The 22,284-nt window shown below is 71.7% G+C and carries 19 protein-coding genes; 12 read left to right on the forward strand and 7 right to left on the reverse strand.

Annotated features, from left to right (window positions below; translation table 11 throughout):
• The first annotated feature begins 3 nt into the window (after positions 1 to 3).
• From ACFUO4_RS26840 to ACFUO4_RS26870, 7 genes are all read left to right on the forward strand, one after another.
• Positions 4 to 1,047 carry a thiolase domain-containing protein gene (locus ACFUO4_RS26840; RefSeq protein WP_383489807.1) on the forward strand — a complete coding sequence of 348 codons (1,044 nt, stop codon included), beginning with the start codon at positions 4 to 6 and terminating at the stop codon, positions 1,045 to 1,047.
• A complete protein-coding gene (locus tag ACFUO4_RS26845; RefSeq protein ID WP_383489367.1) occupies positions 1,044 to 2,210 on the forward strand; it encodes a thiolase domain-containing protein in 1,167 nt (388 codons plus the stop codon). The genes ACFUO4_RS26840 and ACFUO4_RS26845 overlap by 4 nt, the downstream gene beginning before the upstream one ends.
• 106 nt (positions 2,211 to 2,316) lie before the next feature.
• Positions 2,317 to 2,559, forward strand: a complete 243-nt coding sequence (locus tag ACFUO4_RS26850) for a DUF397 domain-containing protein (RefSeq protein ID WP_097260181.1) — start codon at positions 2,317 to 2,319, stop codon at positions 2,557 to 2,559.
• 161 nt (positions 2,560 to 2,720) lie between these two features.
• Complete coding sequence (locus ACFUO4_RS26855) at positions 2,721 to 3,623, forward strand: universal stress protein (protein WP_383489371.1); 903 nt, start codon at positions 2,721 to 2,723, stop codon at positions 3,621 to 3,623.
• A 23-nt stretch (positions 3,624 to 3,646) separates the two neighbouring features.
• On the forward strand, positions 3,647 to 4,255 hold the full coding sequence (locus tag ACFUO4_RS26860; RefSeq protein ID WP_383489374.1) for a CGNR zinc finger domain-containing protein: 609 nt from the start codon (positions 3,647 to 3,649) through the stop codon (positions 4,253 to 4,255).
• Positions 4,256 to 4,364: 109 nt separating this feature from the next.
• Positions 4,365 to 7,247 (forward strand): ATP-binding protein, encoded by a 2,883-nt coding sequence (locus ACFUO4_RS26865; RefSeq protein WP_383489377.1) that lies wholly within the window; start codon positions 4,365 to 4,367, stop codon positions 7,245 to 7,247.
• 140 nt (positions 7,248 to 7,387) lie between these two features.
• A complete protein-coding gene (locus ACFUO4_RS26870; protein ID WP_383489380.1) occupies positions 7,388 to 7,885 on the forward strand; it encodes a hypothetical protein in 498 nt (165 codons plus the stop codon).
• 12 nt (positions 7,886 to 7,897) lie between these two features.
• Here the strand turns inward: ACFUO4_RS26870 and ACFUO4_RS26875 are convergent, their stop codons facing one another.
• The gene (locus ACFUO4_RS26875; RefSeq protein ID WP_383489383.1) at positions 7,898 to 9,844 is read right to left on the reverse strand and encodes an N-acetylmuramoyl-L-alanine amidase; all 1,947 of its coding nucleotides are present in this window, start codon (positions 9,842 to 9,844) and stop codon (positions 7,898 to 7,900) included.
• A gap of 272 nt (positions 9,845 to 10,116) precedes the next feature.
• Positions 10,117 to 11,256 carry an aminoglycoside phosphotransferase family protein gene (locus ACFUO4_RS26880; protein WP_383489386.1) on the reverse strand — a complete coding sequence of 380 codons (1,140 nt, stop codon included), beginning with the start codon at positions 11,254 to 11,256 and terminating at the stop codon, positions 10,117 to 10,119.
• A 289-nt stretch (positions 11,257 to 11,545) separates the two neighbouring features.
• Between ACFUO4_RS26880 and ACFUO4_RS26885 the strand changes: the two genes are divergently transcribed.
• On the forward strand, positions 11,546 to 13,036 hold the full coding sequence (locus tag ACFUO4_RS26885) for a hypothetical protein (RefSeq protein ID WP_383489389.1): 1,491 nt from the start codon (positions 11,546 to 11,548) through the stop codon (positions 13,034 to 13,036).
• 43 nt (positions 13,037 to 13,079) lie between these two features.
• Here ACFUO4_RS26885 and ACFUO4_RS26890 read toward each other — a convergent pair whose 3' ends face one another.
• Positions 13,080 to 14,507, reverse strand: coding sequence for a PP2C family protein-serine/threonine phosphatase (locus ACFUO4_RS26890; RefSeq protein WP_383489392.1), 1,428 nt, complete (start codon positions 14,505 to 14,507; stop codon positions 13,080 to 13,082).
• A 413-nt stretch (positions 14,508 to 14,920) separates the two neighbouring features.
• Between ACFUO4_RS26890 and ACFUO4_RS26895 the strand changes: the two genes are divergently transcribed.
• Positions 14,921 to 15,334: an SsgA family sporulation/cell division regulator gene (locus tag ACFUO4_RS26895; RefSeq protein ID WP_383489395.1), complete on the forward strand. Its 414-nt coding sequence runs from the start codon at positions 14,921 to 14,923 to the stop codon at positions 15,332 to 15,334.
• An 11-nt stretch (positions 15,335 to 15,345) separates the two neighbouring features.
• Here the strand turns inward: ACFUO4_RS26895 and ACFUO4_RS26900 are convergent, their stop codons facing one another.
• Both ACFUO4_RS26900 and ACFUO4_RS26905 read right to left on the reverse strand, forming a co-directional pair.
• Positions 15,346 to 15,771, reverse strand: a complete 426-nt coding sequence (locus ACFUO4_RS26900) for a hypothetical protein (RefSeq protein WP_383489397.1) — start codon at positions 15,769 to 15,771, stop codon at positions 15,346 to 15,348.
• A 43-nt stretch (positions 15,772 to 15,814) separates the two neighbouring features.
• On the reverse strand, positions 15,815 to 16,915 hold the full coding sequence (locus ACFUO4_RS26905) for a chemotaxis protein (RefSeq protein WP_079310318.1): 1,101 nt from the start codon (positions 16,913 to 16,915) through the stop codon (positions 15,815 to 15,817).
• A 116-nt stretch (positions 16,916 to 17,031) separates the two neighbouring features.
• Between ACFUO4_RS26905 and ACFUO4_RS26910 the strand changes: the two genes are divergently transcribed.
• Both ACFUO4_RS26910 and ACFUO4_RS26915 read left to right on the forward strand, forming a co-directional pair.
• Complete coding sequence (locus tag ACFUO4_RS26910; RefSeq protein WP_079310317.1) at positions 17,032 to 18,450, forward strand: basic amino acid/polyamine antiporter; 1,419 nt, start codon at positions 17,032 to 17,034, stop codon at positions 18,448 to 18,450.
• 18 nt (positions 18,451 to 18,468) lie between these two features.
• A complete protein-coding gene (locus ACFUO4_RS26915; protein ID WP_079310316.1) occupies positions 18,469 to 19,728 on the forward strand; it encodes an arginine deiminase in 1,260 nt (419 codons plus the stop codon).
• Position 19,729: 1 nt separating this feature from the next.
• Here ACFUO4_RS26915 and ACFUO4_RS26920 read toward each other — a convergent pair whose 3' ends face one another.
• Positions 19,730 to 20,164 (reverse strand): PaaI family thioesterase, encoded by a 435-nt coding sequence (locus tag ACFUO4_RS26920; RefSeq protein ID WP_383489402.1) that lies wholly within the window; start codon positions 20,162 to 20,164, stop codon positions 19,730 to 19,732.
• A gap of 66 nt (positions 20,165 to 20,230) precedes the next feature.
• Here ACFUO4_RS26920 and ACFUO4_RS26925 point away from each other — a divergent pair, with 66 nt between their 5' ends.
• Entirely contained in the window at positions 20,231 to 20,659 is a 429-nt protein-coding gene (locus tag ACFUO4_RS26925; protein ID WP_383489405.1) for a MarR family winged helix-turn-helix transcriptional regulator, read from the forward strand.
• A gap of 3 nt (positions 20,660 to 20,662) precedes the next feature.
• On the opposite strand, the gene ACFUO4_RS26930 is transcribed toward ACFUO4_RS26925, so the two are convergent.
• A complete protein-coding gene (locus ACFUO4_RS26930) occupies positions 20,663 to 22,243 on the reverse strand; it encodes an FMN-binding glutamate synthase family protein (RefSeq protein ID WP_383489408.1) in 1,581 nt (526 codons plus the stop codon).
• Positions 22,244 to 22,284 lie beyond the last annotated feature (41 nt).

Genomic DNA, 22,284 nt, shown 5'->3' on the forward strand with positions numbered 1-22,284 from the left:
GCCGTGACCAGGGACATCGCCGTCGTCGCCTTCGCACAGTCCGACATCCTGCGCACCACCGAGGAGCAGTCGGAGGTGGAGATGCTGATGCCGGTCCTGCACGACGTCCTCGACCGCACCGGCCTGAAGACCGCCGACATCGGCTTCACCTGCTCCGGCTCCTGCGACTACCTCGCCGGACGCGCCTTCTCCTTCACCCTCGCCCTCGACGGCGTGGGCGCCTGGCCGCCGATCTCCGAGTCGCACGTCGAGATGGACGGCGCGTGGGCGCTGTACGAGGCGTGGACCAAGCTCCTGTCGGGGGACGCGGACACCGCGCTGGTGTACTCGTACGGCAAGTCCTCGCCCGGCTCGGTGCGTGACGTGCTGACCCGGCAGCTCGACCCGTACTACGTGGCACCCCTGTGGCCCGACTCGGTCGCCCTCGCCGCCCTCCAGGCGCAGGCCCTGATCGACGCGGGCGACACCGACGAGCCCGCCCTGGCCGGGATCGGCGCCCGCAGCCGCGCCACCGACAACACCCGCGCCCAGCTGCGAGGTTCGGTGCCGCAAGGCGACTATGTCGTACGCCCCCTGCGCACCGGCGACTGCCCGCCGATCGGCGACGGCGCCGCCGCCGTCGTCCTCGCGGCGGGGGAGCGCGCCCGGGAACTGTGCCCACGCCCCGCCTGGATCCGCGGCATCGACCACCGCATCGAGGCCCACGGCCTCGGCGTCCGCGATCTCACCGACTCGCCCTCCGCCCGCCTGGCCGCCGAGAAGGCGGGCGCCTTCGAACGGCCCGTGGACACCGCCGAGTTGCACGCCCCGTTCAGCTCGCAGGAGGTCGTGCTGCGCAAGGCGCTGCGGCTGGACGAGAACGTACGGGTCAACCCGTCCGGTGGCGCCCTCGCCGCCAACCCGATGATGGCCGCGGGACTGATCCGCATCGGCGAGGCCGCCTCGCGCATCCACCGGGGCGAGTCCGACCGGGCCCTCGCCCACGCCACCTCCGGCCCCTGTCTGCAACAGAACCTGGTCGCCGTACTCGAAGGGGATCCGCGATGAGCAAGGAGCCCGTGGCCGTCACCGGCATCGGCCAGACCAAACACGTCGCCGCCCGCCGGGACGTGTCGATCGCCGGGCTCGTCCGGGAGGCCGCGCAACGGGCCCTCGACGACGCCGAGTTGACGTGGGCCGACATCGACGCCGTCGTCATCGGCAAGGCGCCCGACTTCTTCGAGGGCGTCATGATGCCGGAGCTGTACCTCGCGGACGCGCTCGGTGCGGTGGGCAAGCCGATGCTGCGGGTGCACACGGCGGGATCGGTCGGCGGGTCCACCGCCCTCGTCGCCGCCAACCTGGTGGCGGCCCGCGTCCACGGCACCGTGCTCACCGTCGCCTTCGAGAAGCAGTCCGAGTCCAACGCCATGTGGGGACTGTCCCTCCCCATCCCCTTCCAGCAGCCGCTGCTGGCCGGGGCGGGCGGCTTCTTCGCGCCGCACGTGCGCGCCTACATGCGCCGCACCGGCGCGCCCGACACGGTCGGCTCCCTGGTCGCGTACAAGGACCGGCGCAACGCGCTGAAGAACCCCTACGCGCATCTCCACGAGCACGACATCACCCTGGAGAAGGTCCAGGCCTCGCCCATGCTCTGGGACCCCATCCGCTACTCCGAGACCTGCCCGTCCTCCGACGGTGCCTGCGCGATGGTGCTCACCGACCGTGCCGGAGCCGCCCGCGCGCCCCGACCGGCCGCCTGGATGCTCGGCGGCGCGATGCGCAGCGAACCCACACTCTTCGCCGGCAAGGACGCGGTGTCGCCGCAGGCCGGCAAGGACTGCGCGGCCGACGTGTACCGCCAGGCCGGGATCGCCGACCCGCGCCGGGACATCGACGCCGTCGAGATGTACGTGCCGTTCTCCTGGTACGAGCCCATGTGGCTGGAGAACCTGGGCTTCGCCGACGAGGGTGAGGGCTGGAAGCTCACCGAGTCCGGGGTGACGGAACTCGACGGCGACCTGCCGGTGAACATGTCGGGCGGCGTCCTGTCCACCAACCCCATCGGCGCCTCCGGCATGATCCGCTTCGCGGAGGCGGCGCTGCAGGTGCGCGGACAGGCCGGGGAGCACCAGGTGGACGGGGCGCGGAAGGTGCTCGGGCACGCCTACGGCGGCGGCTCGCAGTTCTTCTCGATGTGGCTCGTGGGGTCCGAACCCCCTGATGCGTGAAACGCCACCCGGAAGGTCGTGGAAAGGTCCCCCTCACGTGGCCTGTCGGCGGCCGAAGTGGATCGCTAGGCTGGCCGCGGACGACGCAATCGGGAGGAGCACGGACGTGGCCGAGACCACCATCCAGCAGCAGCCGCTCATGGGCTGGGACAAGCCCGAGCTGGACCTCAGCACCGCCGAATGGCAGTCCAGCAGCCGTGGCCTGGGGGATGTCCAGATCGCCTTTGTCGAGGGATTCATCGCGATGCGCAACAGCGGCCGCCCGGAGAGCCCTTCCCTGATCTTCACACCCGCCGAGTGGGGCGCCTTCGTGTCGGGCGCGAGGGAAGGGGAGTTCGACCTCACCTGACGCAGACGAGACGAGGTGACGTGTCGCGGCTCGGGGTGAGCCGCTGATCCGGGGGTGTTCCACCCGTTTTTCCGGACACGCGACCGTGAGCACACCCCCGGGGTGACGGCCTGAGCGAGGCTGGCCCCGGGGGACGGTCGTATCCCGGAGGTGAGGAACCCATGAGCACCCTGCCGGTCATCGCGGCGGTCGACGGTTCGGACGACAGCCTGCGTGCCCTGGACTGGGCCCTGGACGCCGCCCGCAGACGGCAGGCACCGCTGCGGGTGGTCCATGTACGGCAGTACGCCGCCTGGGCGCAGCCCGAGGTACTGGCTGCCGGACCGCCCGCGCCGGACGACGACCCGGTCCTCGACGACGTGCGCGACCGCCTCACGGACGTCGCCGGCCGGCCGGTCACGGAGTACCTCGCGCTGGAGGGCGCACCGAGCGCCGTCGTGCCCGAACTCGGTTCCACAGCCCAGCTGTTGGTGCTCGGCTCCCGGGGACGCGGCGGTTTCGCCAGTCTGCTGCTCGGCTCCAACGGCATGGCCGCGGCCCGTGACGCGGAGTGCCCGGTGGTCGTGGTGCCCCGGCCGGGGCGCGAGGTGCCCGAGGGCGTGGTGGTGGAGCCGGGCCCGCGCGTGGTCGTCGGACTCCAGGTCGACGCCCCCGATGAGGCGACACTCGCCTTCGCCCACGCCGAGGCCGCCCTGCGCGGCGCCCGCCTCCAGGTCGTCGCCGCCTACCAGTGGCCGCTCCAGGCCTGGGCCGTCCCCGGCGAACTCGTCCCGCCGGTGATCGACCAGGACGCCGTCGAGAACGAGACCCGCACGCTCGCCGAGGGATTCCTCGCCCCGCACCGCAAGCGCCACCCGGACGTGCCGGTCGACATCCACGCCGCGCCGGGTGACGCGGCGGGTCATCTCGTTGCCGCCTCCAAGGACTCCGAGCTGGTCGTCGTCGGCCGCCACCGGCGCAGACTGCTGGCGCCGGCGCGCATGATGGGGTCCGTGACACAGGCGGTGCTGCTGCATGCGGCGAGCCCGGTGGCGGTGGTGCCGCCCGAGGCAGCTAATGGGTAAGTGTGCCCTCTATCATTAGCTCCATGCAGGACTCGATCAGCAGGGACACCCGGCTCGTCCTCAACCTCGCCCTCACCATCCGCCACGACGGCCAGGGCGGCGTCGCCGACGACCTGACCGACCCGGCGGGCCTCACGGCCTGGGTCCAGGCCCACCCCGACACCGTGGCGCCGGGCTTCGTCGCCGGGGACGCGGAGCTGGCCGCCGTACGCGAACTGCGGGCGGCGGTCCGCGCCCTGTTCGCCCGTGCGGTACGCCCGGGAGCCCCGAGTCCCGCCGACGCGGCCCGCCTGATGCCGGTACCCGACGCCGTCCGCCTCCTCAACGCGGCGGCCGCCCGCACGCCCACCGTCCCGGTGCTGCACTGGGCCGAGGACGCCGATCCCGTCGTGGAACACCGGGTGTCGCACGGCGAAGACGACCTCACGGCGGTGCTCGCGCGGGCCGCGATCGCCTTCCTCGCCGGCCCCGACCGCGAGCGGCTGCGCGCCTGCCACGGACCACGCTGTGTGCGGTACTTCCTCAAGGAGCATCCACGGCAGGAGTGGTGCAAGCCGGCGTGCGGCAACCGGGCGCGGGTGGCCCGGCATCACGAACGGCACCGGAAACCCGCCGACAGCCGCGGCCAGTAATGGCCGAACCGGGTCGCGCGACCCGCGTGAGGCGTACGCTGAGGTGCCTGTAGGTCACGGTGTGCGCCCGCTCCCCGCGCGGACGTGCCACCGCGGCAGGGGGTGTGCCATGGGTCGGCGCAGCATGCGGAGCAGTCGGACGCTGTTCGAGCGCGAGAGTGAACTCGCCGCAGTGGACGAGGCGTTGGCAGAGCTCACCGGGCTGCGCCCCGACGGCGCCGAACCGGTCGGGCAGCCCCGCGGCGCGCTCCTCGCCTTCGCCGGACCCGCCGGACTCGGCAAGACGACCCTGATGGCCGAGGTCCGCCGCCGCGCCGCCGCCCGTGGCTGCACCGTCCTGTCCGCCCGCGGCGGCGACCAGGAACAGCGCGTCGCCTTCCATGTCGCCCGGCAACTGCTGCAACCCCGGTTCGCCGGCGCGGCGGAGGCCGACCTCCGCGCCCAGCTGGGGAGTTGGTACGACATCGTCGGACCCGCCCTCGGCCTGTGCGCCCCGACCGGCGGCGCCCCGCCCGACCCGCAGGGTCTGCGCGACGGTCTCGACTGGGTGCTCACCCATCTCGCCGTGCAGCGCGCCCCGATGGTCCTCGCCCTGGACGACGCGCACTGGGCCGACCCCGAATCCCTGGGCTGGCTCGCCGCGTTCGCGCCCCGCGCCGAGGAACTCCCGCTGCTGGTCGTCGTGGCGTACCGGCCCGACGAACTCCCCGACCACGCCGAGTCGTTCAGGGGACTGCCGGGGCGCGCGGGCGGTCGTCCCATCGGCCTCGAACCGCTCAGCGCCGTCGCCGTCGCCCGCCTCGTCCGTGAGGCCCTCGGCACCCACGCCGACGACGCGTTCTGCCGCGAGTGCTGGGCCGTCACCGCAGGCAACCCCTTCGAGACCGTCGAGCTCACCGCCAAGGTCCACGACCGCGGCCTCGACCCGACCGAGGCCGGCGCCCATCTGCTGCGCGACCTCGCCGCCGCCGTCAAGGGCAGCGGCCTGATCACCCGCCTCGAACGCCTCGGCACCTCCACCGTCCGCTTCGCCTGGGCCTGCGCCGTCCTCGGCACCGAGATCCACCCCGCGCTCGCCGCCGCCGTCGCGGGGCTCGGCCACGAAGAAGCCGCCGACGCCGCCGACGCCCTGCGCGGCGCCCGCATCCTCACCGGTGCCGAGACCCTGGAGTTCGTCCACCCCCTCATCGCCACCGCCGTCTACCGGGCCATCCCCTCCGGCGTCCGCGTCGCCCTGCACGGCCAGGCCGCCTGGTGCCTCGTCAACGACGGCCAGGGCCCCGCCGCCGCAGCCCGCCACCTCCTGGAGACCCACCCCGACGGCGACAACTGGGTCGTGCAGCAACTGCGTGCCGCCGCCGCCGAGACCCTCCGCTCCGGCGCCCCCGCCGCCGCCCGCAGCTACCTCGCCCGCGCCCTGCGCGAACCCCCGCCCTTCGAGGACCGGGCCGCCGTCCTCCACGAACTCGGCAGCGCCTCCCTGCTCACCGAACCCGCCACCACGGTCAACCATCTGCGCGCCGCCCTCGAAGAACCCATCGCCGACCCGGAGTTGCGCCACCAGATCGTCTACCGCCTCTCCCAGGTCCTCGCCCACAGCGACCGCCTCGCGGAGGCCTCCGACACCCTCGCCCGCGAGATCCGCGTCACCGACGACGCCCGCGTCAAACTGCGCATGGTCTCCGAACAGTTCATGTGGGACGCCTTCCGGGCCGACGAACCCGACCACCCCTCCCGCTCCCGCCGCCTCGCCAAACTCGCCGACCGCCTCAAGGGCCGCGACCTCACCGAGCGGTACATCATCGGACTGCGCACCTGGGACGCGGTCCTGCGCGGCGAGCCCGCCCACGTCGCGCTCCACCACGCCGAGCGCGCCCTCGCCGGCGGCCTCGGCTGGGCCGAACCCGACCGCGGCTTCGAGGTCCCGGTCCTGGTCGCACTCGCCTTCATGTACGCCGACCGCCCCGGCCGCACCGAGGAACTCTTCGCCGCCGGCATCGCCGACTTCGAACGCCAGGGCTGGCGCGGCGCCCACCTCTCCTTCGGCTACACGCTCCTCGCCTACCTCCGCTACCGTCGCGGCCGTCTCGCCGAGGCCGAGGACTTCGTCCGCGCGGGACTGCGGCTGGCCGAACGCGTCGGCCCCGGCACCCCCGCCCACTGGTACGCCGTCGGCATCCTCATCGAGGTCCTCCTCGCCCGCGGCCGGGTCACGGAGGCCGCGCAGACCGCCGAGGACTACGCCTTCAGCGAGCCCTTCCCGGCCGCCGTCGTCTTCCCCGACGCCCAGACCGTCTACGGCGAACTGCTCCTCGCCCGGGGCCTCACCAAGGAGGCCGTGGGCCAGCTGGCCGCCGCGGGCCGCCGCCTCGACCCACGCGGCATCCGCAACCCCGCGTGGTGCCCCTGGCAGCTCCACCTGGCCCGGGCGGAGAGCCACGACACCCCCGAACGCGCGGTCACCACGGCCCGCGAAGCCCTCTCCCGGGCCCGCCAGTTCGGCACGCCCTCCGCCATCGGCCAGGCCCTGCGCACGGCAGCGGAGGTGTCATCGGGTTCAGCGCGGGTGAAGTACCTGGAGGAGGCCGTCGCCCACCTGGAATGCTCCCCGGCCGGGTACGAGCTGGCGTGCGCGCTGGTCGCCCTGGGCACCGAGCTGCGGCGTACGGGGCGGGCGGCGGAGGCCGCCGAGCATCTGTACCGGGGGCTGGACGCGGCGGTCCAGTGCGGCGCCGACGGTCTGGTGGAGGAGGCCCGCGACGAACTGGCAGCGGCGGGCCTGCGCCCGCGCCGCCTGCACAGCACGGAGACGGACACGCTCACGTCCCGGGAGCGCATGGCGGCCAACCTGAGTCTGGAGGGCCTCGGCAGGGCGGAGATCGCGATGGAATTGCACATCGACGAGCAGATGGTCGTACGCCTGCTCTCAGCGGTCTACCGAAAGATGGGCACGGACAGCACAGGACTGCGGGAGGCGCTGAAAGGGGGCTGAGGACAACGCCGCTGAAGGGCGCGGGGCTGTATCGACGTGCGGCTCCGCCGAGGGGCGCGACCAGCCCCCACGGACCCGCACTCCGCAACCGTCCGATCCCACCCCGCACCAACCCGGCCCGGCCCCTTACCATGGGGCACATGTCGTTCCTCCGCCGCCGCAGCGCGACTCCCGCCGGCCCAGACTTCGACGTACTGGCCATGGACCCGGGCGACTGGCCCGGAAACCTCGGCGCCGGCCTGCTGCCCGCCCCCGACGGCACCTGCCAGGGCGTCTTCCTGCGCTACGACCTCTTCGGCGGCCGCGGCCCCGCGATGATCATCGGCAACCTCCCCGAGGGCTCCCCGGCCCGTGACCTCGCCGAGGGCGAGATCCCCTTCGAGGTCGCCCAGCTGCTGATCGCGCTGGAGAACGACGAGGAGGTGACCGTCACCGAGACCGAGGACATGCCCGTGATGCAGGGCGACAACCTCATGATCGTGCGCCGCCTCAAGCTCTCCGAGAGCCGGATCTCCTGCGTGCAGTTCGACCGCAGCGACCACGTCCTGGTGACCATCGCCGCCTGGGACCGCCCCATCACCGACGACCTGTACGCCCTGCTGAAACCGCTCCCGGCGGAACTGTTCCAGCAGGGCTGAGCCTGCCGTCCCCTACCGGGACGGCAGCACGTCGACGTCGGCGGCCCGCACGAACGCCACGCGGTGGCCGTACTGGATCTCGTAGTAGAGGTCCTTGCCGACCACGACCTTGTGGGAGTCCGTGGTGAAGGTGACCGCGTAGTAGTACTCGCCGGGCACCTTGTCGCCGACCACGTACTTCTGGTTCGCCGGCACCTTGTACGGCAACGGCGACACCGCCTGCGCGGGCACCCCCGTCGGATAGGCGGAGGCCTCGGGGTAGGCGCGCCCGTACACCGGGATCTCCTTCAGACCCGCCTTGGGCGTGATGACCTGGCCGGACGCGGGCACCGCGGTCGGGGCCTTCTTCGGGTTCCTGAACCAGGCCGTCTGGCCCAGGTACCAGATCGCCGTCCAGTCCCCGTCGCGGTCGGCGACCGCGTACTGCTGGCCGGTGGAGACCCGCGAGGAGATGTCGTTCACCCCGGTCGTCGGTGCGGTGCCCCGGCCGATGTCCTTGATGAGCGGGTAGCCCTCGCCGGGCCCGGAGTACAGGCGCACCTCGCTCGACCCGTGCGCCGCGCACGGCACGTCCTTGGTGACGCAGCCGGTGTACTCGGGCTGGTTCGTCGCGTAGTCGGGGCGGATCGTCACCACCCCGGACTGCTTCTTCGCGGTGGCCTTGAAGGGGTGGCCGAGCAGGGCGAAGTAGTGCCGCCAGTCCCAGTACGGGCCGGGGTCGGTGTGCATACCGGGCACCGTCGACGTGGTCGGGCCCGGCACGTTGTCGTGGCCGAGGATGTGCTGGCGGTCCAGCGGGATGCCGTACTTCTTCGCGAGGTACTTCACCAGCCGCGCCGACGAGCGGTACATCGCCTCCGTGTACCAGGCGTCCGGGTTCGCCAGGAAGCCCTCGTGCTCCAGACCGATCGACTTGGCGTTGATGTACCAGTTGCCCGCGTGCCAGGCCACGTCCTTGGCCTTCACATGCTGGGCGATGTGGCCGTCGGTGGAACGCAGGGTGTAGTTCCACGACACGTAGGTGGGGTCCTGGACCAGGTTGAGGACACCGTCCCAGGCGCCCTCCGTGTCGTGGATGACGATGTACTTGATGCTCTGCGCGGCCGGGCGGTCGCCCAGGTCGTGGTTGCCGTAGTCGTTGTCGCCGAACTCCTCGTACGGCGCCGGGATCCACTCGCAGGACACCGACTTCGGGCACTCGGTGTCACCGGTGTCGAGCGTGCGCAGACCGGTCTGGGCGAGCTGCGCGGTGGCGGGGGAGACACCGGGCTGCGGCGCGAGGGCGACGAGCTGGCCGGCGTCCGTGGTGCGCTCCTCGCCGGTACGGATCACGTCGTAGACGTCGTTCGCGTACGCCGCCGCCGTCGCGGTGTCGTCCGCACCGGAGAAGCGGGCCACCGCCGCGTACCAGTCCGCCGGGTCGTCGCTGAGCGGCTCGCCCAGGTCCTTCTGGGCGTCGGCCAGCAGTGCGGCACCGCCGGCGACGTTCGCCGCCGGGTCGGTGCGCAGCTCCTTCGCGCTCAGGCCGGTCAGCCGCGCCGCCTCCGGCAGCGTCCTCAGCCGGGCCGGGAGCTCGGCGGGCGCCGGCACCTCGGCGGTGGGCAGGAGCGGGGAGCGGGCGCTGTCGCCGCGCGCGTCCTCCGTGCCCTCGCCGTGGTGCGTGGCGGCACCGGCCAGGGCGGTACGGGCGTCGGTGAGGTGCATGGGGCCGTAGCCGCCGGTCACGCTCGGCGCCCCGGCGTGCGCGTCCCAGCGGGACTGGAGGTAGGAGACGCCGAGGAGGACGCTCTGCGGCACGTGATACTCGGCGGCCGCCGACGCGAACGCCAGCTGGAGGCTGTTCGCCGACGTCCGCGCGCCGGACGGGGCCGCGCCGAGGAGGGGGAGCAGCAGCGCCGCCGTCGCGATGACGGTGCGCGTACGTCTGTGCCCGGAGGCACGGTGGGCAGGGACTCGCAAAGCAGCCTCCTGGGACGGTCGGGCGCGATGAGCCGTGCGGGGCCGGGCGTGCGTCAGTGGTACCGGCTTGCCGACGATCCGTCAATCATGCCCAGCGAAGGGCGAATTCCCTTGTCAACCAGGGGGTGCGGGAGTTTCGTGGCGGCGGCCCGCGTGCCTGCGGGGCGTCAGTGGCGTACACCAATGGACCGGCTCGAGGGGCATCGGCGAGCGGACATACGAAGGTCCGCGGTGCGCCGCTGTCCCTGGCGCACCGCGGACCTTCGTCCCCGTCAGCGAGTGCCGACCGCCGCGCGTACGGCCCGCCGGGCCAGCTGGCAGTCGTCGTGCAGCCGCCTCAGCAGCAGCCGCTGTTCCTCGCCGGACGGCGCAGCACCCGGGTGGGCCGCTCCCGGTGCCGCCGGGGTCGTGTCATGCATCGAACGCTGCACGGCTGTCTCGTACGTACGGATCTCACGGGTCAGTACGAGCATCAGGTTGACCAGGAACGCGTCACGCGAGGCCGGACCGGCCGACTGCGCGATCTGGCTGATCTGACGCCGGGCCACCGGCGCGTCCCCGAGCACCGACCACAGCGTCGCCAGGTCGTACCCCGGCAGGTACCAGCCCGCGTGCTCCCAGTCCACCAGCACTGGACCGGCCGGTGAGAGCAGGATGTTCGAGAGCAGTGCGTCGCCGTGGCAGAACTGGCCCATGCCCTGCCGGCCCGCCGAGAGCGCGATGCCGTGCAGCAGCTTCTGCAGGTCGCCCATGTCCCGGTCGGTCAGCAGGCCCAGCTCGTGGTAGCGGTTGATGCGGGCCGCGTAGTCCAGCGGGGCGTCGAAGGTGCCCGCCGGGGGCCGCCAGGCGTTGAGCCGGCAGATCGCGCCGAGTGCCGCCCTGATGTCCGTCCGCGGCGGCGCCTCCGCCGGGTGCCGGTGCAGGGCCGCCACCCGGCCGGGCATCCGCTCGATCACGAGGGTGCAGTTGTCCGGGTCCGCCGCGATCAGCCGGGGCACCCGCACGGGCGGGCGCTGCCGGACGAACGAGCGGTATGCCGCTATCTCGTGGCGGATCCGCTCGGCCCACGCGGGGGAGTGGTCCAGTAAACACTTCGCGACGGCCGTGCTGCGCCCGGTCGTCCCCACCAGGAGGACGGAGCGTCCGCTGCGGCGCAGCACCTGCACCGGAGCGAACTCCGGGCAGATCCGGTGCACCGACGCGATCGCCGTACGCAACTGCGCGCCCTGAGGGCCGGACAAGTCGAGTCTCCCGCTGAGCGGTTGGGTACCGATCCCCGGAACACGCCGCGTCCTGCCGGCTCCGAGTACGGGGGCCGCCGGGCGGGCGGGATCGAGGTAGGGGCCGCTGCCCGCCGGGCGGGGGTGCAGCGACCGGGGCGGGGCGGACACGGAGGACGATGCTGCGTACATGGGCGAAACAGATCCCTTCGTGTGCCAGCAGTACAGGTGTGTCTGCGCGACAGAGGTGCCGTGCGACGGCATGTGTCGCGCTGTCGCGCCACCCGGCCCGGCCGCCCGGGTGCACCCTGGGGAATGCATCCGTCATATGGCAGCGGCCGGGTCGGGGTGGCGCGTTCCTACCTGACACCCGATGCCCAGTGGCACACCATCTGGCGCACCCTGGCGAACCCTGGCGAATAGTCGCCCGGCAACTCTGCCCGGGCTACTGTCAACTCAGCCGAGAACCTGGGGGCTTGACGTGAGCGGACAACCCAACACCCGACTCTCGGACCTGTTCGGCCTGGCCGGCTGGTCCAAGGGTGAACTCGCGAGGCTGGTCAACCGGCAGGCGGCGGCCATGGGCCACCCCCAGCTGTCGACCGACACCTCGCGGGTGCGGCGGTGGATCGACATGGGAGAGATCCCGCGCGATCCGGTGCCCCGGGTGCTGGCTGCCCTGTTCACCGAGCGTCTCGGCCGTGTCGTGACCATCGAGGACCTCGGTCTGGTCCGGCACGGGCGTACGGGGAAACGGCAGGGCGACGGGAACGCTGAACATCCCGACGGCATGCCGTGGGCGCCCGACCGAACCGCTGCGGTCCTCACCGAATTCACGGGAATGGACCTCATGCTCAACCGACGCGGCTTGGTGGGTGCGGGTGCCGCGCTCACCGCGGGATCCGTACTCAGCAGTGCCATGCACGACTGGCTGCACACCGACCCGACCCTCACCGCCGACGCCCCCCAGTTCGACGACCCCCTGCACGCCGACCCCGCTGGGTTCGACCGCTACGAGGCCGCCCCCATCGGGTCGCAGGAGATCGAGGAACTGGAGCGCTCGGTCGAGGTGTTCCGGGCGTGGGACGCGGCCCGCGGCGGCGGGCTGCAGCGCAAGGCAGTCGTGGGCCAGCTCAACGAGGTGGGCGGCATGCTCGCCTATCGCCACCCCGACCATCTCCAGCGGCGCCTGTGGGGCGTCGCCGCCAACCTCGCCGTCCTCGCGGGCTGGATGTCGCACGACGTCGGCCTGGAGCCCACGGCCCAGAAGTACTTCGTCATCGCCGCCCATGCGGCCCGTGAGGGCGGTGACCGGCCGCGCGCCGGGGAGGCGCTCTCCCGAGCGGCTCGCCAGATGGTGCACCTCGGCCGGCCCGACGACGCGCTCGACCTGATGAAGCTCGCCCAGTCCGGCTCCGGCGACGAGGTGCTGCCGCGGACCATGGCGATGCTCTACACCGTGGAGGCCTGGGCACAGGCGTCCATGGGCAAGGGACAGGCGATGCGCCGCACCCTCGGCCAGGCGGAGGATCTCTTCGTCTCCGACCGCAGCGACGTGCCGCCGCCGAGCTGGATGCAGATGTTCAAGGAGGAGGATCTGTACGGCATGCAGGCCCTGGCCTACCGCACGCTGGCGGAGCACGAGCCCGGCGCGGCCGTGCACGCCCAGCACTACGCGGAGAAGGCCCTGGCCCTGCGGGTCGACGGACGGCAGCGGTCGAAGATCTTCGACTTCCTGTCGATGGCCTCCGCCTGCTTCATCGCCGACGACCCCGAGCAGGGCGGCACCTACGCCCGGCTGGCCCTGGTGTCGATGGGTTCCAACTCCTCGCACCGCACCTGGGACCGGCTGCGCCAGATGTACCGGCTCACCGCCGAGTACTCCAGCTACCCGAAGATCCACGAGCTGAGGGAGGAGATCAAGCTGGCCCTGCCGAAGCAGGTGAAGGGCGGCAACAGTGCACGGGCATAGGGGGTTTGTGCGCTGAGACAGATTCGCTGAGACAGATTTTGAGCTAGTTGGTGAGCTTGGCGATGAGCACGCAGGCGTCGTCCGCGCGCTCGGTCCCGCCGAACTCCTCCACGACCAGCCGTACGCAGTCCTGTGCGGTGCCGGCCTCGCCGAAGCGCGGTGCCAGGTCGAGGAGACGGTTCACGGCCTCCGCGCTGTCCTGCCCGGGCATCAGCCCATCGGTGTGCAGGACCAGCAGATCGCCGGCTTCGAGGGCCTCTTCGGCCTGTTCGTAGACGGCGCCAGAGGTCGCGCCGAGCAGGACGCCGTCCGGTGCGCTCAGCCTGCGCCCCGTCCCGTCGCGGAACAGCAGCGGGGCGGGGTGTCCGGCTTGCGCCCAGGTGAGGGTGCGGGTCTCGGGCCGGTAGCGGCAGCAGACCGTGCTGCCCAGGGCCGGTTGGACGGTGGCGTCGAGTAACTGGTTGAGCCAGGACAGCAGTTGACCCGGTCCGGTGCCCGCCATGGCCATACCGCGCACGGCACCGAGCAGGGTCGCCATGCCCGACGTCGCGGCGACGCCGTGACCGGTGAGGTCGCCCACGCTGAGCAGCATGTCGCCGTCGGCGAGTTGAAGGGCGTCGTACCAGGTGCCGCCGATGAGCGCGCTCGTGGACGACGGCAGATAGTGCGCCGCGAGATCGAGGGTCTCCGTTCCCTGCTGCGGGAGCCGCAGGGAACCGCGCCACGGCGGCAGCACGGCCTCCTGCAGTTCGACCGCGAGCCGGTGTTCCGTCTGCGCGCGGTGCCGGTGGCGCTGGAGCGAGTCACGGGTCTCGCTCACCGCCCTCTGACTGCGGCGCAGTTCGCTGACGTCCCGCAGGACGGCCCACATCGAGGCGGTGCTGCCGTCGGTGTCGAGCACGGGCTCGCCCATCATGTGCACCGTGCGCACGGAACCGTCCGGGTGGAGCACCCGGAACTCGCCGTCGATGGGTCGCGCGTCGACGAGACAGTCCGTGACCATCGAGGTCAGTTTGGGCCGGTCCTCGTCGAGGACCAGGGCGGGCAGTTCGTCGAGGGTGAGTGGGGGAGCGGCCGGGTCGCGGCCCAGGATCTGATACAGCTCACCGGACCAACTCGCCTCGTCCGTCAGCAGGTTCCACTCCGCACTGCCCACCCGGCTGAGCAGGGAGCCGCGCCGGGGAGCGGTCGGCGCGGACTGCTCGGTGGCTGCTGGGCCGGCGGGCGCGGGCACGGACGGGCCGTCCCGCAACTGGGCCAAGTGCTCGTCCAGGTCGTTGAGTTGGTGCAGCGCCAGGTCGCAGAGGGCGCGCTGCCAGCGTCCCTGGGGGTCCGATCCGTCCTCCTGCGCGTCCCGCCGCACGGCGTCCACGTCGCCCTTGAGCCGCCGCGCCTGCGATATCAGCGCGTCGACCGAGCCGCGCCCGGGTGGCTGGGCGGCTGGGTGGTCCGCGGAGAGGTGGGACGGCATGACGCACTCCGATGCGGGACGGTACGACCAAGGCGGGCGGAGGGACCGTTACGACTGTTGCACAGCCCGCGACGCCCTGTAAGGGATTTGGCAACACACGATACGGTGGTGCTTCTGGCATATGCCACAGTCTTCACGGAGGGGTTTCGCCGTGTTGTTGCTGTACGCCGCCTGGTGGGGCAAGTCGTAGTCAGCGTACGTGAGTTGGGGGAGCGTCAGAGGCTTTGGGCGCGCATTCATTTGTGTGTTCGACGGGCGAATGTTCTAAGGGTGCCGTCGTCGGCGGTCTCGACCTCGATAGTGACGCAGATCACAGTAATTGATGAGGGCTTCCGCGTAATGCAGACGGCCCCTGCGAGGTCGTAAAGACATCGGCAATACGGCCGACCTCCGACCCGTAGTGGAGACCGCCCATGGACATCACCATCGAGCAGCCCGCCCAGGGCAGTCTGGTCACGGCCGACGAGCAGGAGCTGCCCGTCGCCGCGATCTTCCGCTACACCGCCGCCGACCCGCTCGCGGTGCACATCGACTTCCCGCCCGAGATCTCCCTCGACGGCGGCGTGGTCACCTGGACCTTCGCGCGCGCTCTGCTGGAGGCGGGCCTGCGCGGTCCGGCGGGCAGCGGGGACGTGCACCTGTGGCCGTGCGGCCGGGCCCGTACGGTCGTGGAACTGCACTCGCCGTACGGTCTGGCGCTGCTCCAGTTCGACACCTGTGCCCTGCGCCGGTTCCTGCTGCGTACGTACGCCGTCGTGGCGGCCGGTCAGGAGGACGTCGGCGCGGAGGTCGAGCGCGGGCTGAGCGCGCTGTTCGGGAGCGTCTGACGGGCCTTCTCTCAGGGGTGCCGGTCGTCCGTGGCCATGGCTCTGGCCAGGGTCCAGACGGCGACGATGTCGAGCGTCATCACGCTGATCGACCACAGCGGATAGAACGGGATGAACATGAACTGCGTGATCAGGCTGATCGCGCCCAGTGCGGCGCCGGCCCCCGTGCCCCAGCTCTTGCCGAGCAGCACGCCCAGGCCGGCGGCGACGAGTCCGATGCCGACGACGATGTGGATCCAGCCCCAGGCCGTGAGGCTGAACTCGTAGGTGTAGTCGGGCGAGCTGAAGATGGTGTCGCGGGTGACGCCGACGACACCGAGAAGGATGCTGAGTGTCCCGCTCAGCTCCAGTGCCCAGCCGGCGAAGAGGGTGAGGCCGCCGCCCAGGCGTCGTGCGCTGTATTCGGGGCGTCGGACCCCGCTGGATGTCTGCGCCATTTCAGGGCCTTTCCGTGCGGTGTGGTCTTCCCCGAGTCAGGCGTCAGTACCGCAGCACCCCCGCGATCCCCTGTGCGTCGCCCAGCGTGCCGTCCGGGACGAAGCGCACGTCGGCGCCCGTCTCCAGGCACTGCTCGACGATCTCGTCCACGATGTCCTCGCGGGCGTCGAGGTCGTCGCTCGCGGCCGGGACCAGATGGTCGCCGCCGGTGTCACGCACGGTGATCCGGTAGTTCTCCTCCACGGCCAGCAGCCGGACCCGGCCCTCCCGGGCGTTCTGCCAGACCTCGTCGACGCCGGCCGCGAAGGCCCGCCGGCCGCGTGCCGTCTCCAGCTCGCGGGCCACGGCGGCGGTGTTCTTGCGGTTCTCGGCCTCGTGCAGCGGCCGTACCGCCTGCCAGACGGCGTCCGGAGTGCCGTGCGCCAGGCCGCCGTGCGGGACGTGCACGGCCTCCTTGGTGACGCTGCCGACCTCGTCCAGCACGGACAGCGCGGCCTGCTCGCCGGTGACGTACAGCGGGCGTGGCTGATCCCTGAGGATCTTGGCCATCGCGGTGTCGGCGTCGCGCAGGAAGTGGCGGGTGCTCTCGTCCCGGAACGTGCTCGGCATGTCGCCGATGCGTTCCTGGCGTTCGGCGTCGAAGTTCTCGCGGTGGTCCCTGGTGAGCGGGAAGCCCGCCAGGTGCGCCTCGACGACACGGTCCGTGCCGCCGTTCCAGAGCGTGGCGCGGTCGGGGGCGACCGAGAGGACCCAGAAGGGGCGCTCGGAGGCCTGCGCGGAGACGAGGTTGCGGGTCAGGAAGGTGTCCGACAGCACGACGCGTTCGGGCACCGGACGGGCGAGCGACCACACCTGGTGCTCACCCGGCGCGGCGAAGATCACCAGACCGTCCTCGGCGTGGGCCAGGTCCACCTCGGTGAGGGCCTGGTCGAGCTGGCGGGCGACGTCGATGCGCCGCTCCCGGGGAACGGCCGGATCGGCCTCCAGCTGTTTCTTGGCCTCGGCCACGACATTGCGCAGCCGGACCGGGTCCTGGGTGTTCTCGGGCTCCCGGCGATGGGTCGGAGTCAGCACGGACACCGCCGGATAGGGGCGCGGGCGCCGCAGCTCGGAGAGAGTCGTGGGACTGAGTGCGTGCTCCATATCAGCACGATAGGACTGATTGCCGGATAGGGCATTAGGGGCAATCAAGTCAGGCAATCCGGGCATTTCGCTGTTAACGTCGCTGGGGTCTCCTCAGGACGGACGGTAGGTCTCCGATGAGTCAGGCCGACACCAAGACCCAGGCCCCTCCCGCCGCGAAACTGTCCCTGCCGACGCTCACCACCATGGTGGTCGGCTCGATGGTCGGCGCCGGGGTGTTCTCCCTGCCGCGCCGGTTCGCGCAGGAGACCGGGGTGGCTGGGGCGCTGATCGCCTGGGCCGTGGCCGGTACCGGCATGCTGATGCTCGCGTTCGTCTTCCAGACGCTCGCGGTGCGCCGGCCCGACCTGGACGCGGGCGTGTACGCGTACGCCAAGGCCGGTTTCGGTGAATACCTGGGCTTCTTCTCGGCGTTCGGCTACTGGGCGAGCGCCTGCGTCGGCAACGTGACGTACTGGGTGCTGATCATGTCGACTGTCGGCGCGATCGCCCCCGCGCTCGGCGACGGTGACACCGTCCTCGCGGTGGTGCTCTCCTCGGTCGGGCTCTGGCTGTTCTTCGCGCTGATCAGCCGGGGGGTGAAGGAGGCGGCGGCGATCAACCGCATCGTCACGGTCGCCAAGGTCGTGCCGATCATCGTCTTCGTCATCCTCGCGCTCTTCTACCTCAAGCCCTCCGTCTTCGCCGACAACTTCGGCGGCGCCGACTACGCCGGCTCCCTCTTCAACCAGGTCAAGGGCACCATGCTGGCCACGGTGTTCGTGTTCCTCGGGGTCGAGGGCGCGAGCGTCTACTCCCGGCACGCGCGCCGCCGAGAGGACGTCGGCCGGGCCACGATCCTCGGTTTCGTGAGCGTCTTCGCGACCTTCGCGTCGGTGACGATCGTGTCGTACGGCATCATGCCGATGGCGGAGATCGCCGAACTGCGCCAGCCCTCCATGGCCGAGGTGCTGGAGCACGCGGTCGGCACCTGGGGCAAGGTGTTCGTGAGCGTCGGCCTGATCGTCTCCGTGCTCGGCGCCTATCTGGCCTGGACGTTGATGGCGGCCGAGGTGCTGTACGTGGCCGCCAAGGACGACGACATGCCCCGCTTCCTCAAGCGCGCCACCGCCGCCGACGTGCCCGTGCCGGCGCTCGTGATGTCCACGGTGCTCAGTCAGATCGTCCTCGTCGTCACCCTGTTCTCCGACGACGCCTTCAACTTCGCGCTCGACCTGACCAGCGCCCTGACGCTGATCCCGTTCCTGCTGGCCGCGGCCTTCGCGGTGAAGATCGGCCGGCGCGGACCGCGGGGCCAGTTGGCGATCGCGGTCATCGCCACCGTGTACACCGCGTTCCTCATCTACGCGGCGGGCCTGAAGTTCGTCCTCGTCTCCTTCATCATCTACGCCCCCGCCACGGTGCTGTTCGTGATGGCACGCAGGGAACAGGGCCGACGGCCGTTCTCACCACGTGAGTTGGTGATCCTCGCGGTGTCGGTGGCCGGCGCGGCCGTCGGCGTCGTGGCCCTGGCGGTGGGCTGGATCAGCCTGTGAAGACCCGGAAGGTGCACCGTGACCAGTAGCCAAGACACCCGTCCCGCGTACGGCGTCCACTCCGAGGTCGGCAGACTCCGCAAGGTGCTGGTCTGTGCCCCCGGGCTCGCCCATCGCAGGCTCACCCCGACCAACTCCGACGACCTGCTCTTCGACGACGTCATGTGGGTGGAGAACGCCCAGCGCGACCACGCGGACTTCGTCAACAAGCTGCGCGAACGCGACGTCGAGGTCGTGGAGTTGCACGAGCTGCTCGCCCAGACCATGGCGGTGCCGGGCGCCCGGGACTGGCTCCTGGACCGGAAGATCGTCGCCAACGAGGTCGGCCTCGGCCTGGTCGAACAGACCCGCGCGTACCTGGAGTCCCTCGAACCCGACCGCCTCGCGAAATACCTGATCGGCGGCCTGGCCACGACCGACCTGCCCGAGGACTTCCGCTCCGGCTATCTCGACCTCGCCCGTGAATCCACCGGCGTACGCGAGTACTTGATGCCGCCGCTGCCCAACACCCTCTACACCCGCGACACCACGTGCTGGCTCTACGGCGGCCTCACGCTCAACCCGCTGTACTGGCCCGCCCGGCACGACGAGACGCTGCTGATGAAGGCGGTCTACAGCTTCCACCCCGACTACGTCGGCTCCACCGTCTGGTGGGGCGACCCCGAACTCGACTGGGGCCAGGCCACGTTCGAGGGCGGCGACATCATGCCCGTCGGCAACGGCGTCGTCCTGATGGGCATGAGCGAGCGCACCTCACGCCAGGCCATCACCCAGGTGGCCGCCGCACTGTTCCAGAACGGCGCCGCCGAGCACGTCATCGTCGCCGGCATGCCGAAACTGCGCTCCGCGATGCACCTCGACACCGTCTTCACCTTCGCCGACCGCGACCTGGTCACCCTCTACCCGACCATCATGGACGGCGTCCACACCTTCTCCCTGCGCCCCAGCGACAAGGCGCCCGGCATCGAACTGACCGACGAGGGCTCGACCCCGTTCGTCGACGTCGTCGCCAAGGCGCTCGGACTGCCCGGGCTGCGGGTCGTGGAGACCGGCGGCGACGTGTACGCCTCCGAGCGCCAGCAGTGGGACAGCGGCAACAACGCGGTCGCCCTGGAACCCGGCGTGGTGTTCACCTACGACCGCAACACCCAGACCAACACCCTGCTGCGCAAGGCCGGCATCGAGGTCGTCACCATCGTCGGCGCCGAGCTCGGCCGCGGCCGGGGCGGCGGCCACTGCATGACCTGCCCGATCGTGCGGGACCCGGTCGAGTTCTGAACTAGCTTCTGCCACCCGGTCCTTCGAGCACGGCGATGTTCCCCTGCGCCACCGCGCACAGGCTCTCCGCGCCGGTGTCGTCCACCGTGACGACCTCGCAGCGGGTCACGACACGGGTGCGGCCGGCCCGCACCACCTGGCCGTGCGCGCGCAGGACCGAGCCGGTGGCCGGGCGCAGATAGTCGATGGTGAACCCGGACGTGATCAGCCCCGGCCCCACGACGGTCGCCGCGGCGAGCGTGAGGGTGTTGTCGGCCGCGTAGGACAGCACCCCGCCATGGACGAAGCCGTACTGCTGGAGCAGCTCCTCGCGGATGTCCAGCTCCAGGGTGGCCGTGCCGTCCCCGAAAGCCGTCACCCGGGCGCCCAGCAGTCTGCTGAAGGGCTGTTCCCCGAGGACCTTCCGGGCCAGCTCCAGATCCATCGTGTCGCTCACCGCACACCTCACTTCATCAGTGAAGTGAGAGTGGCGCCCGCCGGTGTCCTCTGTCAACATCGGCCCATGTCCGCCGAGCCCGACCTGCGCCTCTACTTCCTGCTCCAGCGGGCGGCCCACCGGCTGCGCACGAGCGCCGACCGGCGCTGCCTGGCCGCCGCCGGGGTGACCACGGCCCAGATCGGCGCGCTGTTCGCGGTGCGCGACGAGCCCCGGCAGACCCAGCAGCAGCTCGCCCGCACGCTCGGCCTGCGCGAGTCGGCGGTCACCGCGCTCGTCGCCCGGCTCACCGCGGCGGGGCTCGTCGCGAAGTCGGCGCATCCGCGTGAACACCGGGCCGTGATCCTGGAGTTGACCGAGGCGGGGGAGAGAGCGCTGACCGCCGCGCAGCCGGAGATCGACCGCTTCAACGCGGAGCTGCGTGCCGTGCTCGGCGACGACGGCTTCGGCCAGGCCGCGCAGGCGCTGCGGCGGTTGGCGTACTGGGAGGGCTGACCCTCAGGCGAAGGAGTCCGGGTCCGCCGCCCGCCAGTCGGCGTCCCAGGAGGCGGGCGGCTGCTGGAGCAGCTCGCCGGGGGCGAGCCACTCGTACAGCTCGGCGTACGGCGTGACCGTCGTCGGACCGAGGCGGCGCACCAGCATCGCGGGGGTCAGCTCCGTGGGGTCGCCCACCCCCATGGCCGCCATGATCTGCATGGCGCTCTTGACCGTCGCCCGCTGGAACCGGTGCACGCGCGCCGACTTGTCGGCCACGTCCAGTGCGCGGACCCGGCGCGGGTCCTGGGTCGTGACGCCGACGGGGCAGGTGTTGGTGTGGCAGCGCTGGGCCTGGATGCAGCCGACCGCGAACATCATGGCCCGGGCCGCGTTGGTGTAGTCGGCGCCCTGGAGCAGCCGCTTGACGATGTCCGAGCCCGTGGCCACCTTGCCGCTCGCGCCGATCCGCACGCGGTCCTTCAGCCCGGCGCCGACGAGGGCGTTGCGCACCGTGATCAGCCCCTCCGTGAGCGGCATCCCGAGATGGTCGGCGAACTCCAGCGGAGCCGCGCCCGTCCCGCCCTCGGCGCCGTCCACCACGATGAAGTCGGGCGTCACCCCCTCCGCGAGCATCGCCTTGCACACGGCGAGGAACTGCCGCCGCGACCCCACGCACAACTTGAACCCGGTCGGCTTGCCGCCCGCCAACTCCCGCATCAGAGCGAGAAACTTGACCAGCTCGCGGGGAGTGCCGAACACCCGGTGGTACGGCGGCGACACCACCGTCTCGCCCTCCGGCACGTCCCGGGCCCGCGCGATCTCGGCGTTCACCTTGGCACCCGGCAGCACTCCGCCGATCCCCGGTTTGGCACCCTGGGAGAGCTTGAGGGACACGCACTTCACCTCGGGCAGGGCGGCCTTGTCCGCGAACTCCCGCCCGTCGAACCGCCCTTCGGGGGTGCGGCAGCCGAAGTACCCGGTCCCGATCTCCCAGATGAGGTCGCCGCCGCCCCGCAGGTGGTACTCGGACAGGCCGCCCTCGCCGGTGTCGTGTGCGAAACCCCCGAGCGCGGCACCCCGGTTCAGGGCGAGGATCGCGTGTGAGGACAGGGAGCCGAAGCTCATCGCGGACACGTTCAGCAGGGCCATGTCGTACGGCGCCCTGCAGTCCGGACCGCCGACCCGCACCGTCGGCACCTCCTTCGGCACCTCGACCGGCCGCATCGACGGCACCAGGAACTCGTACCCGTCGGCGTACACGTCCCGCTCCGTGCCGAACGGCTCCTCGGCGTCCACGCCCTTGGCGCGCTCGTAGACGATGCTGCGCACATCACGGTCGAAGGGCCGGCCGTCGTAGTTCCGCTCGACGAAGTACTGCTGCATCTCCGGCCGCAGCCGCTCCAGCAGGAAGCGCAGATGTCCGAGCAGGGGGTAGTTGCGCAGCACCGAGTGACGGGCCTGGACCAGATCCCAGGCGCCGAGCGCGGTGAGGGCGAGCAGCGGCCCCGCCGCGCACCACCACCAGGGAGAGACGGCGAGGCACAGGGCCAGGGCCCCGACCGCGGCCAGGGCGACGCACACGAGCAACAGGAACCGACGCACACCACGAGTCAAACGCAGGTGGGGGCGAACGGCGAAAGGAG

It is taken from the genome of Streptomyces sp. NPDC057280 (assembly GCF_042668605.1).
Taxonomy (GTDB): domain Bacteria; phylum Actinomycetota; class Actinomycetes; order Streptomycetales; family Streptomycetaceae; genus Streptomyces.